Below are 22,724 nucleotides of genomic sequence, written 5' to 3' on the forward strand. Positions count from 1 at the left end.
AAACATATTAATTTTGCGATACATACTTCATTCGTAAGAATGAAGCAGAGGCTTTGAGCGAGAGCGAAAAGACCAGCACTGTGCAATTTTCAGAGAATATTTATATTCTCATCTGGTAATTATGGCATGAAGGTAACACCCGTTCCCATACCGAACACGAAGGTTAAGCTTCAATGCGCCGATGGTACTGCAGGGGTAACCTTGTGGAAGAGTAGGTTGTCGCCAGGTAAATATGGTTTACTAGCTCAGTTGGTAGAGCACATGACTTTTAATCATGGTGTCCGGGGTTCGATTCCCCGGTAAGCCACCAAAAAACACTTCATAAAGAAGTGTTTTTTTTATTTATATTATAAAATTTACAATATAAACCATTGAGAAAATAGCATTATTAGATTAAAATGAATATATATATAAACGTGTGAAAAAAGGGGAGTGAGATTCTTTGTTTAAATCCATAACCAGTTTTTTTTCAGAAGATGAAATACAATATATGTTTGATAATATAAGTTCTTACAAAATAAAATATATAATTATGGCTATTGTAGTATTCATATTATTTGAATTGTTAAAAAAAATATTTGCTAAATATGTATTTAGATTAATTTTAAAACTTGTAAATAAAACAAAATTTAGTACAGATACAAAAATAGTTTCTGCGTTTCATAAACCTGTAACTAATTTCTTTGGGGTATTAGGATTTTATTTTGCGTCTAAACTCTTAATTATTGCAAGTATTCCAATTAATATTCTTTTTATAGATAAGCTTTTTAGCTCGGCTGTAATAATTTTGATTTCTTGGGGACTGTACAATCTTACGGAAGAATCTTCTGTCCTATTTGAGAAAATGCATAAAGCTTATGATATAAAGGTAGATAAGATATTATTCCCATTTATGTCCAAAACATTAAGAGCAGTACTGATAGCATTAGTTATTACTATGGTAGCTGAAACTTGGGGTTATAACATTCAGGGGTTTGTTACTGGACTTGGACTAGGTGGTTTAGCCTTTGCACTAGCCGCTAAAGATGCAGCAGCTAATGTTATAGCAGGTATTTTTATAATATTAGATAAACCTTTTACTATTGGGGATTGGGTTAGTAATGCGTATCTAGAAGGTAGTATAGAAAGTATTTCGTTTAGAACTACTAAAATAAGAACTATTGACGAGGCGTTAGTAATAGTGCCTAATACAATATTAACTAATGAGGCCGTAACTAATTTTAGTAGAAGAGGAAAACGGAGAGTTAGTATGACTTTAGAACTAACTTATAAAACACCTATGGAAAAATTAGAGAATTGTATTACAAATATTATAAATATATTACAAAATGACGAACAGGTAAGTAAGACAGGTATTATCGTTAGGTTTGATAAATTTAGTGCTACTAGTTTAGATATTTTAGTATGTTATTTTGCGGACACACCAGATTATGAAGAATACCTTAAGGTAAAAGAAAATGTAAACTTCAAAGTAATAGATATGTTGCAGCAAGATGGAGTGACAATGCCTTTTGAGTCTAAAACTATTTATTTGGAAAAATTATATGAACAAACACAAGACGATTTTAAATTAAAAGAAATGCTTAGCAAAAAGAAAATTGTCATAGAAACTAATAATGAAAATGATTAAAGAAAGCTAAAAAACAAAACATTAAAAAAATATAGCAGCAGTAACTTTTAAGTTGCTGCTGTTATATTTTTAATATTTTAAATAAGCCATTTTTTCTATCACAAGTGGGAATTCAATATCACCATGAAGAGTTTTTCCTTTGTCTATAATTACGTTTTTGTCTATAATAACATTCAAAAGTTTGGAGTCTTCTCTAATCTGGCAGTTATGAAGGATGATACTGTTTTTAATTTCGGCTCCTTTATTAACCAAAACTCCCCTTGATATAATACTATTTTCAACAAGACCTTCGATAATGCAACCGTCACCAATTATAGAATTTTTAACTTTGCTGCTGTCACAATATTTAGTAGGGGGTTGATCCTTAACCTTTGTATAAATAGGTCCATTACTAAAAAACAACTCTCTAGTTGTTTTCATGTTTAGCAAATCCATATTAATTTTATAATAAGAACTTATTGAATTAATACATTGAAGATAACCTTTAAAGGCATAAGCTGTTACTGATAAATTATCAAGATTTTTATATATTACATCTTTAATGGTTGGATAAGAACCAGTTTTTATGCATTTATTTATAAGTGATATAAAAAGTTCTTTTTTCATAATAAACATTTCAGTGCTAATGTTTATATTATTGTAAGCTCCAATATTTCTACCTACGCTTTGTACATTACGTTTATCATCTAAATTTAATACATCACAATTTATGAAATCTTCCATTCCATTGTCAATTTCTTTGTATATGACGGTTATATCTTGATTTTTTTCTTCATGATAGTTGACTGCTGCTATGTAATCTATATTGCCTATCATATAAGAGGGGGAAAGAATAACGTTTTTTTCTTGACTTTTATATAGGTACTCCATATTGTTGTATAATGTTTCTGCACTATTTATAGTTTCATTTGCAATTTGAGAATTAAAAACAAAGAGTCCGTCAAGCATTTTGTCTAAATTCCAAGGCCTACCTGTACCTAGATGATCTACTAAAGAACGTGATTTACTTTGAGTAAAGACACCAATGTTTTTGAGACCAGAATTAACCATATTAGATAAGGCGAAATCAATAATTCTATACCTAGAAGCTATAGGAATGGCAGCGAGTGACCTACTTTTAGCAAGATTTATTATATTTGTGTCGTTTTCGTTTAAGTTTAAGATTCCCATGTAATCATTAAGCATTTTTAGTTTAGTATTTTGTTCAATTGGTAGCAACATTTCAATCATATCTTTCTTTTGCACTTTAATACCTCCTTATCAAGCGCATCCTTTTAAAATAACCGTAATTATACTGAGTTAATTTTTTTAGCATGCCCAAAGTTTTATTATTACGCTATACTTATATATATTACACTATAAGTTACAAAATTACCATAAATATCAAAATATGAAAATAAATTCATAATAACTTATAATTTTTTATAAGGGGTCAAATGTATCAGAAGCAAATAAAGCAGATACATTCTTTAAATTATAATAGTACATTGTAATTTAAAAGCTGTTTTATTAACGATTTAATAATAGTAACACTAATTGTTTACTAAAAGTACACATGTAGATAAGTGATTTTTACTTGCATAATATAGTATTTATTAGGTAATGATGTTATACTTATGATAATGAAATTGCTTTATTGGAGTTGAATTACATAATGTAATTCAAACTAAAATAAAGTTTTTTTTCTTAACTTTACAATTTAACTGATTATTTTGTGAATTTTTGGAAATAATCAATAGTGAGCTTTACATTTTTAAGGTAAAGTTATTTTTAAAATTTATATATACAAAATGTTTAATATAACCATTTTGGTGGTTTTGAGGAGGAATATATTATGGCAATTAGTTTGAAAAAAGGTCAAAAAGTAGATTTAACTAAAGGAAATCCTGGTCTCATTAATGTTATTGTTGGACTTGGTTGGGATACTAATAAATACGATGGTGGCGCTGCCTTTGATCTAGATGCTGCGGCTTTCTTAGTTGGAGCAAATGGAAAAGTAACATCTGATAATGATTTTATTTTTTATAATAATCCTAAGGATGCATCTGGAGCTGTAACACATTTAGGTGATAATAAAACTGGAGATGGTGAAGGCGATGATGAACAAATTAAAATCGAGTTAAGTAAAGTTCCGACTTCTGTTGAAAAGATAAACTTTACTGTAACCATTCATGAGGCTGCCGAGAGAGCTCAAAATTTTGGACAAGTGTCTAATGCATTTATAAGAATACTTGATGAGAATAATAATGAAGAATTAATAAGATATGATCTAAGTGAAGATTATAGTATAGAAACAGCAGTGGTAGTTGCAGAGCTTTATCGTAACAATGGAGAATGGAAATTTAGCGCAGTAGGAAGTGGATTTGAGGGCGGACTAACTGCACTTTGCAAGAATTTTGGAATTAGTGTAAATTAATAATAGTGTATATCTGATAATGTATACTCAAATATATAGAAATTAATAAGTTCACCATATAAGAATAGGAGAGGAATAAATATGACAATTAATTTAAGTAAAGGTCAAAAAATAGATTTAACTAAGTCAAATCCGTCTTTAAAGAAAGCAGTTATAGGACTTGGGTGGGATACCAATAAATATTCAGGTGGAGCTGAGTTTGATTTAGATGCTTCAGCGTTTTTAGTAGGTTCAAATGGAAAAACTAATAATGACTTAGATTTTATATTTTATAATAATTTAGAGCATTCTACAGGAGCAGTTATACATACTGGTGATAATAGAACTGGTGAAGGTGAAGGAGACGATGAACAACTAATTGTTGAATTCGGTAAAATACCAGCAGATATTGATAAAATAGCAATTACAGTAACTATAGATGATGCAATAGCTCGTGCTCAAAACTTTGGTCAGATTTCTAATGCTTTTGTTAGGGTTGTAAATGAAGAAACTAATGAAGAAATTTTAAGATACGACCTATCAGAAGATTTCTCAGTAGAAACTGCATTAGTGTTTTGTGAAATATACCGTAATAATGGTGAATGGAAATTTAGTGCAACAGGAAGCGGATTTCAAGGCGGATTAGCGGCTCTTTGTAAAAATTATGGTCTTGATGCCTAAGATATATAATTAATAAATTAATTAGTGTGTTTTTATAAATACTAAATATTTAAAGGAGATGGATAAAGTGGGAATAAATTTAACAAAAGGTCAAAGAGTAAATCTTACAAAAGATAATCCAGGTTTAAAAAAGACAATGGTAGGACTTGGATGGGACCCAGTGAAACAATCACCAAAGGGCTTACTTGGAGGACTATTTGGAGGTAAGCAAGCAGAAGTAGATTGTGATGCTTCTGTTCTTATGCTAGATGAGAATGATAAGCTTCGTGGGAAAGACCATATGGTTTATTTCGGAAATTTAAAGAGTAAATGCGGTAGTATACAACATATGGGCGATAACCTTACTGGTGATGGTGATGGAGATGATGAACAAATCATGGTTGATTTATCTATCATACCAAAAGATGTATTTAAGCTAGTTTTTGTAGTTAATATATATGCTGCAATTGAACGCAAACAACATTTCGGTATGATAGAAAATGCGTTCATACGTTTAGTAAATATTTCAGACAATAAAGAAATGCTTCGTTTTAACTTAACAGAAGAATATTCTGGTAAAACTGGCTTGTTTGTTGCTGAAATTTATAGAAATAATGGAGAATGGAAATTTACAGCTGTAGGAGAATCAGATGCCTCCGCTGGTTTAGGTGAAATGGCTAAGAAATATAAATAGATAAATTTAGCTTAAGTTATATATCTATAATACACTAGTGATGTAGAAAATGATGAATTTATCATTTTCTACATTTTAGTTTAAAATAAACTTATACATATTACAGAAGGGTGGATAAAATGAAATATTTTAATAAGCAGAGCTCAGAAGTTTTACATGACCTTAAGGTTGATAGTAGCAAAGGATTATCGAGTTCTGAGATTGAGAAAAGACTTGCAAAATATGGTCTAAATGAATTTACTAAACAAGAAAAGGGATCTATATGGGATAGTATCAAGGAAGCAATAACCGAACCTATGATGGTAATACTTTTAGCGGCAGCTGTAATTAGTGCATTAGTAGGAGAGTTTCATGATGCTATTGGTATAGTGTGCGCTGTAGCAATAGGAATTGGTATAGGCATTTTCACAGAAGGAAAATCACAAAAGGCTGCGGATGCGTTATCAAAAATGACAGAGAATATAGAGGTAAAAGTATTAAGAAACGGGAAAATTGTTCAAGTTAATAAAAATGAGCTAGTACCAGGAGATATAGTTTCTATTGAGACTGGAGATATGGTTCCAGCAGATGGAAGACTTGTAAGTAGTATAGATTTAATGGTTAGAGAGGACATGCTTACAGGAGAATCAGAGGATGTTAGTAAAGACTCAGAACTTGTAATAGAAATGGAAAATATAAAGTCTAAAGACAAAATTATAGTTCAAGACCCAATTCCTGCAAAACAAAAGAATATGGTTTTTGGAGGAACACTTATTGCTTATGGTAGGGCTAGTTTTGTAGTTACTTCCACAGGGGATAGCTCTCAGATGGGAGAAATAGCTAGAAATCTTGAACAAGGAGATTTACAAACACCCCTTCAAGCAAAACTAGGAGATTTGGGTGGTAAAATTTCCAAAGTATCAAGTGCAATAGCTGCAATATTATTTATAGTTATGATTATAAAGATGCTTGTAGCTAAAGAGATATCACCGGATACAACCGGTGTATTTGCCTTTTTAGAGTCTGTTGGACCAATAAAAACTGCCTTTGTTGTATGCGTTGCTTTAATTGTTGCAGCTGTTCCTGAAGGACTTCCAACAATGATAAATATGACACTTGCAATAACTATGCAGAAAATGGCTAAAATAAATGCACTTGTTACTAAAAAAGAAGCCTGTGAAACAATAGGTTCAGTAAGTGTTATATGCTCAGATAAAACAGGTACACTTACTCAAAATAGAATGACAGTGGAAAAAGTTTATTTAAATGGTAAGTTTAAAGGCCGTGATGAATTAAGTAATACAAATAACTATTTTATAGATAACTGCCTTGTAAACTCTACAGCAGATATTGAAAGAGATGACAATGAAGTTAAGTATCTAGGTAGTGCAACGGAGTGTGCTCTTCTTTTATACAATGATGCCTGTGATTACGTACAAGAAAGGCAAAATGCAAATATAGCTCATCAAATTCCATTTAGTTCAAAACGTAAAAGAATGAGTACTGTTATAGAAGAAGAGGAAGGCGCCACAGTATTAACAAAGGGAGCACCTGAAATAATTCTAGAACTATGCAAGTTCGAACATGTTAACTGTGAGGAAGTAGAGCTCAGTCAGGTTAGGCGTGATGAGATATTAAACGAAATTGGAAAACTTCAAAAAAATTCTATGAGAGTTCTTGGATTTGCATATAGAAATATAAGTGAAGAAGTAGCTATGGCGTCTGAGCAAGGTACACTTGAGGATAATTTGGTGTTTACGGGGTTTGTAGGAATAAGGGATCCTCTAAGACTTGATGTTAAGGAAGCTGTGGAAACTGCTAAAAAAGCAGGGGTTTCTACAAAAATGCTTACAGGTGACAATATAATTACAGCTATTGCTATAGGAAAAGAACTAGGATTATTAACTGGTAATAATAGAGCAGTAGAAGCAACTTATATAGATACATTAACAGATGAGGAACTTAGAGAGGAAATAACTACTATATCAATAGTAGCACGTTCAAAACCTGATACAAAAATGAGAATAGTTGAAGCTCTTCAAGATAATGGAGAGGTAGTAGCTGTAACTGGAGATGGAATAAATGATGCTCCAGCACTTACAAGAGCTGATGTAGGTATAGCTATGGGTATAGCGGGTACAGAGGTTAGTAAGAATGCTGCAGATATAATTTTAACAGATGATAGTTTTGGAACTATTGTAAAGGGTATTAAATGGGGAAGAGGTATTTATGAGAACTTCCAGAGATTTATTCAATTTCAGATAACTGTTAATATAATTGCATTTTTAACAGCGATTTTATCTGTATTATTTGATTTCCAAATGCCGTTTACTACAATACAATTGTTATGGGTAAATATTATAATGGATGGTCCACCAGCGCTATCACTTGGACTAGAACCAGTAAGAGATGCAGTACTCAGGAGAAAGCCTACTAATAGAAAAGCTAGCATTATAACTAAACAGATGATTACAAGCATGATTGCTAATGCTCTATATATAACGGGTATTATCATGATTCAGATGAAGTTTGATATATTAGGAGCTGGATTCCCGAAAGATGGAGTTACAGGATCAAATGAAATGCAGACAGTTCTATTTGCGGTATTTGCTTTTAGTGCATTGTTTAATTCATTTAATTGTAGAGAATTTGGAAGCGATAGCATACTGCCTAATATCTTTAAAAATACTATATTCTTAAAGATAATCGGGGGAACAGCTGTGGCTCAAATAATTGTAACTGAAATATTCTCAGGGTTCTTTAATGCAGTGCCTTTAAGTGCTACTATGTGGCTAAAGATAATTGTATTATCTTCACTTGTAATAGTTATGAATGAAATCGTAAAATTGATTATGAGGCCTTTTGTAAAAAAAAGACAAGAAACGCAATTAGAACAAGAAGAAGAGGAAAATAAAGTAGCATAATAGCATAACAAAAATGCCAGTATTGACTTAAAAGTCAATACTGGCATTTTAATTGATAATGGATAATTAATGTTTTTAAGTTTATATTATATAGCGAACATACCTAATCATGAGAAGTTCCTTTAATTTCATGGAATTTTTGATGAACTACATCTAAGATTTCAGGACCTGCAAATATTCCAGATTCCTTTGTAATATATATAGAACCATCAAGTTCTATAGTCGAAAGAGTACGTAATAACTCTCCATGATATGGAATTATTCCATAATCTGAATTTTTAATCAAGGGGTAGTCAAGTATTGAATCACCCGCAGAGAGTAATACATTTATATTCTCGAGTTGTTTTATATAGCTTATGGGGTCATATTTATTAATGCAATAGGGTACTATATATACTTTTTTACCTTGCTTAGACACACTATAATTATAATCTTTGCAAAATAATCGTAATATTTCAAAATAATCTATATCAATTTCTCCCCTTAGCATAGAGTTTTCCATTTTATCCTCGTCTAAAATAGAGTATATAAAAAGATTTTCACAGGTTTTATATGTTTTTACGATGTCACTTTCTAAAAAGAAACCACATAATCTTATCATATCAGCAATTGAAACAACTTCTTTAATTTTACCATAGCTTATATCTGACCAATCAGTAAGTTCTACTCCATTTTTAAGAATAATACCTCCATTTGCTACAACTGCATATTTGGGTTTTAGTTCATCATATATGTATTTAATCCGCGAGTATTGAGCTAGTGACCTTGTGGTAACGGGTACAAAAATCATACTTTCATTTATATGTTCTAAGAGGCTTTGCATGGGTTTAGTAATGAAGCTACACATTTGATCATTATAAAAATCCACAGGAACAAGGTGTTTTTCATTAATTAAGGTGCAATGTTTTAAAGAATATATAAGGGTACTATCAAGGTCAGAGGCAAATATTATAAAAACACATCCTTTAATTGTTGGTTACATATCCTCTTTTTCTTTTGCTTTGATAATTCCACAGCAGGAATAACACATATCAGTATATATTTCCACAGGAATATCTTTCTCCTGGGCTAACTTAAATATATGTTTTAAGTTTGGGTTGTCAAAGGAATCTACAAGTATTTTCCATGGCAATCGTCTAAGGAGTACTCGCGTTGTTTCTCCAATTCCAGGTTTTATAAGATTAATATTATTTATATTAAATTTAGTTTTAATACTTTCAATGTCTCGGAGTCCCTTGCAACTTAGATAATTAGAATCAAATTCAATATCGATTGCTACTTCTTTAGAAGACTGCGAATTTATCAGTGACTGTTTATAATCTTCATTGATATCTTTAAAACAGTTACATATTTCATCTATATAGAAATTAGAAACATTCACGGAAATTAATTTTTTATAAAACTTTGTGCCGTGGAAATCATCCATGTGTATATACTTATCACTGAGCACAGTTCGGCTTACCAGACCTGAAACGGTGGAATTAAGGCAAGCACTTGGTATTAGAAAATCCTCTCTTGTACCGTAAATTAAAGTGCAGTGAGCAGGGTCAGATAATACTGCAAGGCTTGAGTTAAGTGTTATATTATATTCTTCATTATATTCTTTACATGCCTTTATTAAGGTATGCGCAATAACACCTTTGCCTGTCCATCCATCGATGAATTGTATTTCTGAGGTTGGATGTTTTTTTAATATATACATAAGTGCATTTTTATCAATGCCTTTATCACGTATTATCGAAATACTGTAATGAGCTGGAGAGATATTATATTTAAACTCTAAATATCTTTTAATTAATACTCCAATAGGAGTACCTGCTCTAGCAAGGGAAACTAAAATAATATTTTTGCCTCGAGTCTCTATAATTCTCTCACTTAGTATTGCAACGAGATTAGCTAGTTTAATTTTTGATCGCTCAAGCGTGTTATAGAAAATGTCCATATACTCTTTTGAGGGTGTATATTCTATAGGTAACATTTCAGAATAATGAACTCCACTTTGTATAGCGTTTTCTCTAAATTCATTGTCTTGTTCTACTATCAAATTTGATATGTCTTTAAGAAGGAATATAGCATCTTTTTTAGAGTAGCTGCCAGAAAAATCGCATTGATTCATTTAAATACACCTCTTTATTTATATTCTTTATGGATAATTTTTAATTATTAATTGGGCAATTATTTTTTTTCAAACCTTTCCAACATACAAAAATAATAGACTTAATATGGAAGTATGAAAAAATTCTATTTAATTCTTCTTCCTTTTTTATGGTTAAAGGTTTCTCAGAGAAAAAATATACTTGGTTATAAAAATTATCAGGTATATTGTAAAGGTAGTTAGTTATTGAATCATCACCAGGGCTTTGAAAAGCAACCTTATTTTTATTGCCATAATCATCTATGTTTCTAGAATGAACGGGACTTCTTGTAGTTGAATGAAAATAAACATTGTTTCCAAGCAAAGCGCTTATACTACAAGGCATATATATAAACTCGCCAGTGCCTATACAAAGGCAATTGCCTGTAGTTCTTTCTTTAATTAATACCTCAGACACTGATTTAATTTCCTCTATAATTTCTAAACTATCGTTTGAAGTAATTCCAAATCTACCAGTAGATTTGTTATAACCATCTATAGAGCTAGCCATTTTAAAAACATAGTTTGAAGATGGAATTAATCTGGTATTACTTGGCGCCGCGATGATATCATCGCTAATAATATCTTTAAGTTTATCACACTTAAGATCGCCTTTTATTAAAGAGCATACTAGTATATCTATATCTTTTTCATCTTTAAACATCTTATAGCTGCTAGCATCTCTCCAATCGAGTAGAGATATAATTCCAAAATATTTCCCGGGAAGGCAACGTATTAAATTTAGTGCAGACTTACCTGTAGTGAGTTCATCATCTATTAGGACTATGTCTTCAAAGTCATTAAAAAAATCACTTTTATAAGGGAAAAGCGAATGCTCTACAGCATGAGAATGTTCTTCGTTAAAAAATAGTGCAGGTTCTATAGAAGTTATGTTCTCGCGTGTTGTGTGAATGTATGCAGCGTTAGAAAAATTTTCAAATACGGATTGAGCAAGGCCTGTAGCAGTTTCTGCAAAACCTATAAAAAGAGTCTTGCGAGCAAGTTTAATAGGAGTAAATAAGTTGTTATCTATTGCACTAGTGCTGCGAGCTGTATCTAAATAAATAAGTTCATTAACTAGTTGGGTGGTAGGATAAGTATAAGAATGTTCTCGCGCATTAACCCATAGACGAGCAAGTAAGGCACCAACAATTTTTAGAGTAACTGGAACCATCGGTATATGTTTTCCTATAACTTTACTTACAAACAAAAAGTCTCTTTTTTTATTCTCCCTAGCGGACATAGTAAATAACTTTGATACAGGCACGGCACAATTGTTTTCGGTTATAGTAAGAGCGATTTTTAGGCTGTTGTCTATATTATAATTAATTGATCGATTGCAATAATTCCCGAAAAGATTTTCCATCTTCAAATACCCCCATTATTTTAGATTTTAGTAATATTTCGTTAGCCCATTTTTCATGGGGTTTTATTTCATTCATTTTATTTGCGTAATCACTTTTTATTACCCCATCAACGGATGAGTTAACAATACTTGCGGCATCAATATAATCTTCTTTAGAAACCACCATAAGTGAATTTACTATATTTACTTGAGTTGGATGTATAACAGTTTTACCTGTTAGTCCATTAGTTTTATCTAAAAGAGTCTCTTTTATAAGAATGTTATTGTGTAAATTTAAAACATTGCTATAGTATTCACAAACAACGCCAGAGATAATATAATTATCTCGTTTAAAGACATTTATTATATCAGTAATACAATCTTTTACTACAGATAAATCATATATGGTAAACTCCTTGCCTCGCCTAAGGTTATATAGTCCAGAAAAATCTGTTCCACCAATTCGAATATTTAAAATAGAGTCTTTATAATTATCTATGATATGTTTTACGCGAATGAGTTCTGCTATTCGAGTTTCCATGTGTATTATGTTAGGAGTTTCAAGGATTGGCATTGCATACAAGGTTCTTTTATTAGAGTTATTGTATTCTTTTAATGTAGATAGATATTTTTCGCCAAGGGTAGCATCAAATTTAGGGAAGATAAACCCACAAAGCCCTGTTAAACATGACGTGTCAAGTAGTTTTTGAAATTGACTTATGCTTCGGACTCTAATAAAAATAAGTGGTAGACTATCGATAAAAGAATTATCATCGCACGCTCGAGACTTTATGTCCTTAAACAAGGATATAATATTATTTTCAGCTTCAACAACTTGGGCTAAGGATACAGAATCTTCAAGACAAAGAGTAATTGTGTTAGCACCCATTTTTTTACCTATAAGTACATCATTAAGTAAATTTTTCCTTGTACCGGGCATATATAAACAGGCACCTATTGCATAGGATAATTCTTCCTTTGAGGAAGATAGCCCATAAGATGAAGGAACTTTAAAAAAGATATTTTGTAAATCATTAATATTATCAAAGTAACGCATAGTTGTCCTCCGTTTAGTAAAATTATGTTGTAAGTAGACAGGTGAGTAAAGTCTGCTCTGAATGTGATATATAATTATAACATAGTTGTTATAAAATTATAATAAAAGCCCAGGTAAATGAAACATGTGCCACAATGAGGCAGCGCGGCAAAATATAATATTTTCAAGTAATTACTTATATAAACAATATAACATAAAAGGATGGAAATAAGAATAATCAACGCGATTTTATCATGAATCTAACATTTAGATTCATAATAATTTAATGTTCAAGTAATTACGATTATTAGATTGTAAAAGCTACAAAGGAGAGGTTATTAACGTATGTTATAATGTAAATGTAGAATAAATAACATGGAATTATAGACAAAATATAGCGTTATTATAAATAAAGGTACATTAAAATGAAGGAAGGGGTCAATATGTATGATTAATTTTAAAAATCATCAGGAGCTTACTTGCATTGCAGAGGGTGATGGACAATTTTTTGCAAAATTGGGTGCTATGGTAGCATACACTGGTAGTTTCACTCAGGAAAAAGTATTATTGGATACAAATAGTAATAACAATATATTCAAATCTGTTATGAATCTAGCAGCTAGGAAGCTGTCAGGAGAAAACATTCCCATTATGAAGGTAACTGGTACTGGTAGTTATTATATGGCAAGTAGAGCTCAACATGTTAGTATAATTACGTTGCAACAAGGCCAAAGTATAGGAGTCGAAGGAGAAAATTTGCTTGCATTCTCAACGGGGTGTAAGTATGGTGTAAGATTTATGGGATCAGGAGTTATATCTCAAAAGGGAATGTTTACATCAAATTTAACAGCAATTGGTAGTAACCCTCAAGTAGTTATAACTACAAGTGGAAATCCAATTATTTTAGAAACACCTTGCGTTGTTGATCCTGATGCAGTGGTTTGCTGGACAGGAGCAGACCCACAATTCAAAACAGATGTAAATTGGAAGACCTTCGTTGGACAAACATCTGGTGAAACATATATGCTAGAATTTAATTCACCAGGAGAAACTGTAATTATTCAGCCTTGTGAAAGGGCTTCAGGACTCAAAGTTTCAATAGATTAGGTTGGGGGGCAAATTTTGTGGCTATGATTATTGATAATAGTAATAAAAAAACAACATCGCAAAAAAGGCAATATGGGAAATTAATTATTGAGACCTCAATTAGACCAGAAAACAATTCTGTAATAGCTTTAGGCGCTCTTAATAAGACAGGTGAAAGCAATCCACAAAGTATAAATAGTAACCAAAGTGTAAAAAATGTACAACCTAAAATTAATGATGAAGTTAACGTAAATACTCCAATTAAACCTAGAAAAAATATTGACAAAAGAAAACTTGTGGATGAGTCTAAAAGTATTAAAGTTAAAAAGGGTCAAAAACTAAGTTTAAATGAAAACGCTAAAAATGTTTCAAAACTTATAGTGACTTTGGATTTTAACGTAATGAATATTGGAGCTAGTGAATTTGATTTAGATGTTTCAGTATTTATGGTAGATGGAAATAATAAAACAGCAGAAAAAGATTTTATTTTCTATGAAAATACTAAGAGTTCTTGTGATGGAGTAATTCTTAAAAAGGATCACAATACATATCTTAAAGATGCATATGATGAAAGTGTGCAATTAGACTTAAAGCTAGTGCCTCCTAATATTCAAAAGTTAGCTTTTACTGTTACTATCTATGAAGCTAGTGACAGGAATCAAAACTTTGGACATGTGTCTGATGGATACTTTAGGATTATAGCAGGTGATAGAAAAGAAGAAATTATGAGTTATAAGTTTAATGAAAATTTATCTATAGAAACTGCTGTAGTGGTGGCAGAGATATATAGGTATAAAAATGAATGGAAAATTAATTGTATAGGTAGTGGATTTAGAGGTGGATTAGAAGCCTTGTGCGATAATTATGGTATAGAGACGATTTAATAGATTTTTTTGAAACTAACATCAAAACAAATAAGGCATCTTATTAAAATAGATGTCTTATTTGTTTTAATGAAGTTTTATATAATTAGTTATGATTAAAAATGTTTGAGAAAAAATTCTTTGTTTTTTCTTTTGTGTATTTCTTTTCATCATTTAAATTAGGTAAATCTAGATTAAAATTAACTTCTTCTAATTTATGATTATCATAGAACTTTTCTCTTATTTTTTGCTCTATATTGTTATAGCCAGTAGGAGTTAATATGGCAATATCAAGTCCAAATATGTTTAAAAAACATAAAACAATTGAGTCCTCATCACTAAAAGTGGTTTCATTATTATCATAAATAAGAAGTTTAGGTATTTTTGAAGGATAATCATACTGTGCAAGTAGCTGTAGTATATCTTTATTAAGGTCTAAAATAGTCATTAAAATTTTCAGTTTAAATTCTTTATCTATAATATTTAAAAACATATCGCTTTTTATCAAATAATTTGTTTTATCTATTATAGTATTTTGAAGAGAAGTTTTTAAATAAGAAAACTTATAACTCTTATGGGTTAGTAGTTTTTGCTTATCAATCAAACCATTTTTATCAAGTACAAAAGCTAAAGAGTATAAGTCAGTTTTAGAGTAAGTGGCGATGGTAAATGGAATTTCAGGTATAAATAATGTATCCTCAGCTGATTTCAGAGTGAAGAAATCCTTCCAATAGGATGTTAAATCAATATCCACACCACTTATTTTTGCAAATAAGTTTGGCATATATACTGTTTTATTCTCAACTTTAAAACCTGTGCGCAAACTTGCAGGCTCATTCCATAAACTTTTGAGTTCATAAAAGGTAGTTTTAAGTGTAGCAGGATGGCTTTTATATTCTTCAAATTGCCAAGGTTTATAAAAACCATCATCATCTGTATAAAGGGTCGCTTTTAATTCTTTTGAGGCTTTTAACGCCACGGTTTCTTGTCTTATTAATAATTCTTCCTTTGGGAACCCCTTTAATGGGGATTTATAATCAAGTAAAAGGCTCTTTGAAAATATCTCACTTGAACTTGAAATATCTGAAATAGAATCATTAGACGAATTTATAAATAAAATATCACAACCTAATTTGGATAAAAAGATTAAAAATAAAAGCTCATGTTTTTTTATATCACCATAATATATAACTTTAGGATTTATAATATCATCAGATGAAGTGTTTTGAAAATCAAAATTCTTCATAAGGGTTGGAACAAAGTCATTAATCCAGGAAAGTATTTTTAAAGAAAGATTTCTAATTTTAGATAAGGTTACATTTTTTTCTTCATTGCAGTATATATCTAACATATAATTAAAACTACTTGCCATAGTGTTATTTAAGTTATGATTAGATGTAGGGAAAATTTTATGTTCCATAAATAAAGTCGAAAGTTTACCAGTTAATGAAACATCAAAAGGATCTACATATTGCCATATGTTAAGGGTGCTAGTAACTAACTTTGGTACGGTACGTATTGGCAAGGGATCTGTAAATTTTAAATATAAATTTTCTAAAATACTTAGGGTTTTATCTAGTCTAAATATGTCATTATAATAATCATCTTCATTTTGTTTTACCCCTATATATCTATAAAAGTACACTGGAATGAAAGGCGAAGATCCACCTAGAAATCCTATTCTTTTATTGATAGGTATTGTTAAATCATCAAATATATTCATACTGCTTTTAATCATAGTATTTATAGAATCTTTAAAAACAATCTCGGTTGATATACTTTTATTATCTACATGTGTATCTTTATTTTCTATAATAGAAGGCTTTATCAATGTATCAGCCCTTGCAGGCTTGCGAGCATTGTCTTTTGTAGCATCTAAACTACTAGTACTAGTTTTAAAATTAAGTGGTACTTGCACAGAGGTTTTAGGCAGTGTTATCAGCTTTGAATAAACACCTTGCACGTCAACTTTAGAAAAAGTCATTTCGGGCATTGAATTAATATAAATTACGTCCGAACCTAGTTTAGATAAAAATATTAAAAAATATATTTCATGTTTTTTTATCTCACCATAAAAAAGCACCTTAGGATTAATAATATCCTTTTCAAGTTTTGGATTATAGTCAACAGTACTAAAGGCTTTTGGAACGAATGCAAAAATCCACCCTAAGAATTTAACCGTGAAATTTTTAATTACTGTTTCCGATGCATTAGGTTCATTTATTAAATAAAGAGCTAAGGTTTCATCAAAGCTACTCTCAATGTAATCATTAAAAAAATTGTTTTTTATATTTGGTAATAGACCTTTATTTTTAAGAATACTAAATAAATTGTTTCTTTGGAGCGGACTTGAACTTAGAAGAGCCTTCCAATCAATTTCAGATATAGAAACAGATAAAATTTTCATTGGTATTCCATTTGTGAAGTATAAATATCTAGCGCCTAGTGTGGTCAGTCTGTCATTAAGTTTATGTAAATTTTCATAATAGGTGTCTTTATTATCCAACGTACCAATATACCTATAAAAGTAAATAGGTACGTTTGGAGATTTTGACCTAATAAATCCAGATCTCTTATTTATAGGAGAAAATATATCTTCAAACAAATTTTGTGATTCTAAAATAGATGCATTTACTTGTTTTCTAGTATTAATCAAAGCTTAACCCCCAATATTATTTTTACATCTATGATAGGTATTAATATAGAAGTAAAAGTTGTCATATAGATCCATATAAAAAAATAATAAATAATACTCTATCTATTAAAACAAATATATATATATTATAACTAGTTTATCATTTAATGTATAAAAACACTATAAAACTCTAAGTCTAATAAGAATTACTTGAAAGTTAAAAAACAAATATATTAGAGAGGGAGTTATAAATTGAAAATAGATGAATCACTAGTATGCCCAAAATGTAATAGTAAAAACTTCGAAATGAAACATGAGGCCACTTATGTATATACATATAAAATAGGGACTGTAAATACTCCCAGAGATGAAGTGGGGTTAGAGAATCTTCCGTTTTTATTTGATAATAGGGAGCAGACTTGCTTTAGAGAATTTATAGTATGCAATAATTGTGGCGCAAAATATCCATGCTCATTTGATAAGGACAAACAAATAATAGACCTTACAATAATGAAAAAAGCAATAATAGCGGATAATGTAGAAAATTCTGAATTTCTAGGATAAAGGTTAAATGGTAAGTTTGTATTACTTGTTTTTTTTGTAATCTCAAGTAAAATATAGTTAAGGCAACAAACAAATTTTGTTTTATATTAACAAAAGTATTGAAATATACATATAATAATTACAAAATATGAATTATGTAGGGAAGTGAGGATTATGATATATTTCAATAGTATTCCAAGGTATCATTACAATATTATAAACACTTATCCACATGATGCTAACGCTTTTACGCAAGGGTTAGTATATGATACAGATTTTTGTTATGAGAGCACTGGTGGCTTTGGGGAATCCTCTTTGCGTAAAATAGATCTCAAAACTGGTGAAATTTTAAAAGTCCGCAGGTTAGAAGATGAATATTTTGGTGAGGGTATTACAATTTACGATAATAAAATTTTCCAGTTAATCTGGAAATCGAATATGGGTTTTATTTATGATAAAGAGAGTTTTAAACTGATTAGTAAGTTTTATTATAACACCCAGGGGTGGGGACTTACTCATAACGATGAGCATTTAATTATGAGCGATGGCACAGATAGAATATATTTTATAAATCCTAAAAATTTCAAAGTAGTATATAGTATCAAGGTTCATGATGGATTTAGACCAGTTACAAATTTAAATGAAATGGAGTTTATACAAGGGGAAATTTATGCTAACATATGGAAAAGCAATAAAATTGCTAGAATTTGCCCTTATACCGGAAGAGTAAGTGCTTGGCTAGATCTTAAGGGCCTTTTAAGTCCTAAGGAATTTAAAAATGCAGGACTACTTAATGGAATAATGTATGATAGGCAGAGGAATCGTATTTTTGTAACAGGGAAGTTGTGGCCTAATATATTTGAGATAAAGTTAATATGAATAACCGTAAGTAGAAAGTGTACAGATAAACAAACCTAATTATTAGAAATATGCGATATAATGTATATAATAAATAATTTCGAGATGAGGGAGTTAAAATGAAAAAAATCATTATAACTATATTTATAACACTTATTTTTGTTATAATATCTGGAGCTTATGCAGTAGGTATAATTAGTACAATAAGGCAGGAGGGGGGACCAGCATTCTTATTACCATTAGTAGTAATTATTTTAGTAGGAATTATATGGGTGTTAGGTTACAATATGTATGAAAGAATAAATGAGATAAAACAGGGGGATGAAAATGATATTAGTAAATACTGATTATATTAGTGGTAAAGAGATAGACACCATATCTGTTGTTAAAGGTTCAGTAGTATGGTCAAAAAATGTAGGCAAAGATATATTAAGTAGTTTTAAAACCTTAGTTGGGGGAGAAATTAAAAGCTACTCAGAAATGATGAATGAAGCTAGAGCGATAGCAAGCAAACGTATGGTGGAAGAGGCAGAGAGACTAGGTGCTGATGGTATTGTTAATATAAGATATGCAACGAGCGCTATAATGCAAGGATCTGCAGAAGTTATTGCATACGGTACAGCAATAAAAATTAAATAGTCATAAATTATTAACACTATAAAAACACCGGTAATAATTAATTATTGCTGGTGTTTTTATAGTGAGTGACATCAAAATATTGTATAACTGCTTATTGTACAAGCATTATATACTTATAAAAAAATTAAGTAGTTAATTAAAGGAGTAAATATATGAAATTAAAACATATAGATTGGATTTTAGTGATAGGTTGGATGGTATTAATATTTTTATTTTCTAGCCAACCGGGGGAAGTATCAAGTGGAAATAATAAATTTGTTATATATATGTTCAATTTGCTTGGCCTTGATTTAAATAATATATTTGGAACCATGAGTGATTTTATAGTTAGAAAAGCTGCGCATTGCACTGAATATTTTATTTTATACATTCTGTTATATAGAGCTATAAAAGCAGACAAAGATGCAAGTATTAAAGTTTTTATAAGTTCCATATTAATTATATTTTTATACGCATGCTCAGACGAATTTCATCAATCGTTTGTTCCAGGTAGAGGACCTGCATTTAGAGACGTAATGGTTGATACTTGCGGTGGACTTTTGGCATTTCTTGTTATGTATATTTCAGCAATAAAAAAATCTTCTTCTCTTAAATAAATAATCCACAATAATCAAATCAAATAAATAAGTTATCCACAGTATAACCATAAGAAGTAATTTTATTGTGGACAACTTGCAAAAGATTGAAAGGACGATTAAATGAATGTTTTAATAGATTTAATAATAAAAACGTGTTTAGATACTATATACATGAATGGAATGATAATAATTGTAGGATTCATTCTAGGATTTTTAAGGAATCATTCAATAGAAAACTTTCAAAGAAGTTTTGGATGGAAGGCGGTTTCAATTACAGCTATTATAGGAGTTCCAATACATGAAATCTCACATGCAGCCATATGTATTTTGTTTGGACATAAAATTAAAAAAATAGTATTAGTACAAAAGAGAGATGAAAATGGAGTGCTCGGGTATGTAAATCATGCGTATAATCCTAATAGCATATATCAACAAACAGGTAATTTCTTCATAGGTATTGCACCTATATTTGGAGGGATTTCTGTTATTATTGCTTTGATGCATATAATTATTCCACAGACATATAGTCAATTTATTAATATATCTATGAATAATTTGCTCATAACTAAAATAAATGCGGTTGCTATAAAGGGAATACTAAATTCTTATGTTGACTTAATACATATAATTTTTTCGGCTGATAATTTTGATAATCCATACTTCATATTATTTTTGTTTTTAGCTATCTGTATTTCGTCTCATATATCGCTTAGTTCCGCGGATATTAAAGGGGCCTCTAAGGGATTATTTATAATATTCATAATAATATTAGTACTTAATGTGCTTGGGCTTTCAAGATTTGTTATGGCGCAAAGTATATTGAAGTATAATATTGTTTTAATAGGGTTTCTCATTGTATCATTAATTTTTTCAATCATCACTTATGTAATAAGTTTACTTTTATCATTAATAAAGAACTAATTGTATGGATACATTTTTTAAAAGCTGGTATAAGTGGTATAATTTATATTAATTATAGAAGATAATATTTTAAGGATGTGAAAATTATGAAAGTACCTTTAATAATGACTCCAGGACCAACGCAGGTGAGAGAAAACGTCAGGATGGCTAGAGCACTTGCTACAACTAATCCAGATTTAGATTTACAATTTTATGAATTTTATAAAGAGACTTGTGAGGAAATAGGTAGTTTTTTAAATACTAAAAATGAAGTTAGGATATTAAGTGGAGAAGGAATTTTAGGTCTTGAGGCTGCATGCGCATCTCTTACTGAAAATGATGATAGGGTATTAGTAGTTGATAATGGGATATTTGGAGAGGGGTTCGGGGACTTTGTTAAGATGTATGGTGGAAAGGTAGTATTTTTTAAAGGTGATAGGAAACGCAAGATAGATATTATAGAACTCGAAAAGTTTTTAGAGAAAGACCATGATTTTAAATATGCTACGGTAGTACACTGTGATACTCCTTCAGGAGTTTTAAATGATATTGATAAAATATGCAAATTGCTAAAGAAGAATGGTATATTAACTGTAGTGGATAGTGTAGCGGGTATGGGTGGAGAAAATATACGAGTAGATGAATGGGGAATAGATATAGTATTAGGTGCATCACAAAAATGTATTTCGGCTCCATCGGGCCTCACTTTTCTAAGTATAAGTGAGGCTGCATTTAAATTAATGGATCAGAGAAAAAAGCCAATAGCATCTTATTATTGTAATTTACTTATTTGGAAGGATTATTATAATAATAAATGGTTTCCATATACGCCATCAATAAGTGACATTGTTGGACTAAGACAGGCTTTTGATAATATATTAGTTGATAAAGATATAATACAAAGACATAACTCTATTGCTAAAGCAACTAGAAAAGCTGTAAAGGAAGCAGGACTTAAGTTATATATTGAAGAGGGTTATTCTAATACTGTTACAGTTGTAGAAATACCTGTCGGTATAAATGGTAAAGAACTGTTAAAACATATGATCTCTGAATTTAATGTTTTTGTAGCTGGTTCATTTGCATATTTAGAGGGTAAAGTAATAAGGATAGGCCATATGGGAGAAAATGCTAAAAAGGATAAAATTGCATATACTCTATTAGCATTGCAAGCATCACTAAAGGCACTAGGATTTGAGTGTGAAAAAAACATGGTTGAAGTTTTTTTAAATGAGCAATAATTTAATGATATTTTAGCTCCGCAGGAGATGATTTAATGATATGTTTATAAAAGAAATATACGCGAGGGATATAGCGTAGATATCATCTGGTAAATTAAATATTATAGAAGTTCCTTGTGTATTTAATTAAAGCAGTGTATACGAGTCCTAGTGTATCAGTGTAACAAAAATCTAATAATTAGTAGTATTATAAAGGATATTGTATATAATTGTTGTAGATAAAAGATTAGAATTAATGGTAATTAGGCAATCGTGATACAATGTTACTTGTCGGCACGAGCTAGTGACGATAAAGGTAAAGCTTGGAAGTTAATTTTAAAAGAATTGTAAAATAATATTGACAAAACAGGAGAAGCCTAGTAGAATAGTAAAAGTCGTCACTTGATGACAAAGCAAGTTGGTCTTTGAAAATTAAACAGAGAAATAGGTAAACTTAGCAAAATAATATTTTGCTAAGCCAGTCAATTACTATAGAAAAGTAATATTAGTCGTAAGACTAAAAGTATGTAATGAGCTTGAGTAACAACTTAACAGTTGTCTCAGATTAATTATTTTAGTTAAAAAGTGTAAACTTTTAAATTGAG

Annotated in this window: 20 protein-coding genes, 1 tRNA gene and 1 rRNA gene; 16 read left to right on the forward strand and 6 right to left on the reverse strand. The window is 30.2% G+C overall.

From position 1 onward, the window contains the following. Positions 1 to 111 precede the first annotated feature (111 nt). From rrf to ACREVX_RS02540, 3 genes are all read left to right on the forward strand, one after another. Positions 112 to 228, forward strand: a 5S ribosomal RNA gene (gene rrf / locus ACREVX_RS02530). Positions 229 to 234: 6 nt separating this feature from the next. Then, positions 235 to 310, forward strand: a tRNA-Lys gene (locus tag ACREVX_RS02535). Positions 311 to 442: 132 nt separating this feature from the next. Next, a complete protein-coding gene (locus tag ACREVX_RS02540) occupies positions 443 to 1,630 on the forward strand; it encodes a mechanosensitive ion channel family protein (RefSeq protein WP_431542551.1) in 1,188 nt (395 codons plus the stop codon). 69 nt (positions 1,631 to 1,699) lie between these two features. Here the strand turns inward: ACREVX_RS02540 and glgD are convergent, their stop codons facing one another. Continuing rightward, the gene (gene glgD, locus ACREVX_RS02545; RefSeq protein ID WP_431542552.1) at positions 1,700 to 2,875 is read right to left on the reverse strand and encodes a glucose-1-phosphate adenylyltransferase subunit GlgD; all 1,176 of its coding nucleotides are present in this window, start codon (positions 2,873 to 2,875) and stop codon (positions 1,700 to 1,702) included. 589 nt (positions 2,876 to 3,464) lie between these two features. On the opposite strand from glgD, the gene ACREVX_RS02550 reads away from it, so the two are divergent. From ACREVX_RS02550 to ACREVX_RS02565, 4 genes are all read left to right on the forward strand, one after another. Continuing rightward, complete coding sequence (locus ACREVX_RS02550; RefSeq protein ID WP_431542554.1) at positions 3,465 to 4,046, forward strand: TerD family protein; 582 nt, start codon at positions 3,465 to 3,467, stop codon at positions 4,044 to 4,046. 81 nt (positions 4,047 to 4,127) lie between these two features. Then, on the forward strand, positions 4,128 to 4,706 hold the full coding sequence (locus tag ACREVX_RS02555; protein WP_431542556.1) for a TerD family protein: 579 nt from the start codon (positions 4,128 to 4,130) through the stop codon (positions 4,704 to 4,706). A 67-nt stretch (positions 4,707 to 4,773) separates the two neighbouring features. Then, a complete protein-coding gene (locus tag ACREVX_RS02560; RefSeq protein ID WP_431542558.1) occupies positions 4,774 to 5,379 on the forward strand; it encodes a TerD family protein in 606 nt (201 codons plus the stop codon). A gap of 119 nt (positions 5,380 to 5,498) precedes the next feature. Next, entirely contained in the window at positions 5,499 to 8,282 is a 2,784-nt protein-coding gene (locus ACREVX_RS02565; RefSeq protein WP_431542559.1) for a calcium-translocating P-type ATPase, PMCA-type, read from the forward strand. Between the two features lie 103 nt (positions 8,283 to 8,385). On the opposite strand, the gene ACREVX_RS02570 is transcribed toward ACREVX_RS02565, so the two are convergent. The 4 genes from ACREVX_RS02570 to ACREVX_RS02585 form a co-directional block, all read right to left on the reverse strand. After that, a complete protein-coding gene (locus ACREVX_RS02570; RefSeq protein ID WP_431542560.1) occupies positions 8,386 to 9,105 on the reverse strand; it encodes an HAD family hydrolase in 720 nt (239 codons plus the stop codon). Between the two features lie 153 nt (positions 9,106 to 9,258). Continuing rightward, a complete protein-coding gene (locus ACREVX_RS02575) occupies positions 9,259 to 10,398 on the reverse strand; it encodes a cysteine protease StiP family protein (protein WP_431542561.1) in 1,140 nt (379 codons plus the stop codon). Between the two features lie 40 nt (positions 10,399 to 10,438). Beyond that, on the reverse strand, positions 10,439 to 11,782 hold the full coding sequence (locus ACREVX_RS02580) for a phosphoribosyltransferase family protein (protein WP_431542563.1): 1,344 nt from the start codon (positions 11,780 to 11,782) through the stop codon (positions 10,439 to 10,441). Continuing rightward, complete coding sequence (locus tag ACREVX_RS02585; RefSeq protein ID WP_431542565.1) at positions 11,742 to 12,818, reverse strand: HpcH/HpaI aldolase/citrate lyase family protein; 1,077 nt, start codon at positions 12,816 to 12,818, stop codon at positions 11,742 to 11,744. The genes ACREVX_RS02580 and ACREVX_RS02585 overlap by 41 nt, the downstream gene beginning before the upstream one ends. Positions 12,819 to 13,244: 426 nt before the next feature. Between ACREVX_RS02585 and ACREVX_RS02590 the strand changes: the two genes are divergently transcribed. Together ACREVX_RS02590 and ACREVX_RS02595 are read left to right on the forward strand one after the other, a co-directional pair. After that, positions 13,245 to 13,904, forward strand: coding sequence for an AIM24 family protein (locus ACREVX_RS02590; RefSeq protein ID WP_431542566.1), 660 nt, complete (start codon positions 13,245 to 13,247; stop codon positions 13,902 to 13,904). Positions 13,905 to 13,927: 23 nt separating this feature from the next. Next, on the forward strand, positions 13,928 to 14,767 hold the full coding sequence (locus ACREVX_RS02595) for a TerD family protein (protein ID WP_431542577.1): 840 nt from the start codon (positions 13,928 to 13,930) through the stop codon (positions 14,765 to 14,767). 85 nt (positions 14,768 to 14,852) lie between these two features. Here ACREVX_RS02595 and ACREVX_RS02600 read toward each other — a convergent pair whose 3' ends face one another. Beyond that, positions 14,853 to 17,402, reverse strand: coding sequence for a YceG family protein (locus tag ACREVX_RS02600; RefSeq protein ID WP_431542568.1), 2,550 nt, complete (start codon positions 17,400 to 17,402; stop codon positions 14,853 to 14,855). 231 nt (positions 17,403 to 17,633) lie between these two features. Between ACREVX_RS02600 and ACREVX_RS02605 the strand changes: the two genes are divergently transcribed. From ACREVX_RS02605 to ACREVX_RS02635, 7 genes are all read left to right on the forward strand, one after another. Continuing rightward, entirely contained in the window at positions 17,634 to 17,945 is a 312-nt protein-coding gene (locus ACREVX_RS02605; protein ID WP_431542569.1) for a hypothetical protein, read from the forward strand. A gap of 153 nt (positions 17,946 to 18,098) precedes the next feature. Next, the gene (locus ACREVX_RS02610; RefSeq protein WP_431542570.1) at positions 18,099 to 18,803 is read left to right on the forward strand and encodes a glutaminyl-peptide cyclotransferase; all 705 of its coding nucleotides are present in this window, start codon (positions 18,099 to 18,101) and stop codon (positions 18,801 to 18,803) included. A 98-nt stretch (positions 18,804 to 18,901) separates the two neighbouring features. Continuing rightward, positions 18,902 to 19,129, forward strand: a complete 228-nt coding sequence (locus ACREVX_RS02615; protein WP_431542571.1) for a hypothetical protein — start codon at positions 18,902 to 18,904, stop codon at positions 19,127 to 19,129. Continuing rightward, on the forward strand, positions 19,110 to 19,421 hold the full coding sequence (locus ACREVX_RS02620; RefSeq protein ID WP_431542572.1) for a YbjQ family protein: 312 nt from the start codon (positions 19,110 to 19,112) through the stop codon (positions 19,419 to 19,421). The genes ACREVX_RS02615 and ACREVX_RS02620 overlap by 20 nt, the downstream gene beginning before the upstream one ends. Before the next feature lie 152 nt (positions 19,422 to 19,573). Continuing rightward, entirely contained in the window at positions 19,574 to 20,017 is a 444-nt protein-coding gene (locus ACREVX_RS02625) for a VanZ family protein (protein ID WP_431542573.1), read from the forward strand. 102 nt (positions 20,018 to 20,119) lie between these two features. Continuing rightward, positions 20,120 to 20,920 carry a hypothetical protein gene (locus ACREVX_RS02630; RefSeq protein ID WP_431542575.1) on the forward strand — a complete coding sequence of 267 codons (801 nt, stop codon included), beginning with the start codon at positions 20,120 to 20,122 and terminating at the stop codon, positions 20,918 to 20,920. Positions 20,921 to 21,006: 86 nt separating this feature from the next. Then, a complete protein-coding gene (locus ACREVX_RS02635) occupies positions 21,007 to 22,140 on the forward strand; it encodes a pyridoxal-phosphate-dependent aminotransferase family protein (protein ID WP_431542576.1) in 1,134 nt (377 codons plus the stop codon). Positions 22,141 to 22,724 lie beyond the last annotated feature (584 nt).

The sequence above is a fragment of the Clostridium sp. genome (assembly GCF_050717545.1).
Taxonomy (GTDB): domain Bacteria; phylum Bacillota; class Clostridia; order Clostridiales; family Clostridiaceae; genus Clostridium_AD.

Excerpts from the sequence above, each read along its gene's own strand:
- ACREVX_RS02555 (WP_431542556.1), top strand. The coding sequence starts at position 4,128 with ATGACAATTAATTTAAGTAAAGGTCAAAAAATAGATTTAACTAAGTCA.
- ACREVX_RS02620 (WP_431542572.1), top strand. The coding sequence starts at position 19,110 with ATGATATTAGTAAATACTGATTATATTAGTGGTAAAGAGATAGACACC.
- ACREVX_RS02625 (WP_431542573.1), top strand. The coding sequence starts at position 19,574 with ATGAAATTAAAACATATAGATTGGATTTTAGTGATAGGTTGGATGGTA.
- ACREVX_RS02580 (WP_431542563.1), bottom strand. The coding sequence starts at position 11,782 with ATGGAAAATCTTTTCGGGAATTATTGCAATCGATCAATTAATTATAAT.
- ACREVX_RS02635 (WP_431542576.1), top strand. The coding sequence starts at position 21,007 with ATGAAAGTACCTTTAATAATGACTCCAGGACCAACGCAGGTGAGAGAA.
- ACREVX_RS02565 (WP_431542559.1), top strand. The coding sequence starts at position 5,499 with ATGAAATATTTTAATAAGCAGAGCTCAGAAGTTTTACATGACCTTAAG.
- ACREVX_RS02610 (WP_431542570.1), top strand. The coding sequence starts at position 18,099 with ATGATATATTTCAATAGTATTCCAAGGTATCATTACAATATTATAAAC.
- ACREVX_RS02615 (WP_431542571.1), top strand. The coding sequence starts at position 18,902 with ATGAAAAAAATCATTATAACTATATTTATAACACTTATTTTTGTTATA.
- ACREVX_RS02585 (WP_431542565.1), bottom strand. The coding sequence starts at position 12,818 with ATGCGTTACTTTGATAATATTAATGATTTACAAAATATCTTTTTTAAA.
- ACREVX_RS02630 (WP_431542575.1), top strand. The coding sequence starts at position 20,120 with ATGAATGTTTTAATAGATTTAATAATAAAAACGTGTTTAGATACTATA.
- ACREVX_RS02595 (WP_431542577.1), top strand. The coding sequence starts at position 13,928 with ATGATTATTGATAATAGTAATAAAAAAACAACATCGCAAAAAAGGCAA.
- ACREVX_RS02550 (WP_431542554.1), top strand. The coding sequence starts at position 3,465 with ATGGCAATTAGTTTGAAAAAAGGTCAAAAAGTAGATTTAACTAAAGGA.
- ACREVX_RS02590 (WP_431542566.1), top strand. The coding sequence starts at position 13,245 with ATGATTAATTTTAAAAATCATCAGGAGCTTACTTGCATTGCAGAGGGT.
- ACREVX_RS02575 (WP_431542561.1), bottom strand. The coding sequence starts at position 10,398 with ATGAATCAATGCGATTTTTCTGGCAGCTACTCTAAAAAAGATGCTATA.
- ACREVX_RS02570 (WP_431542560.1), bottom strand. The coding sequence starts at position 9,105 with ATGCAAAGCCTCTTAGAACATATAAATGAAAGTATGATTTTTGTACCC.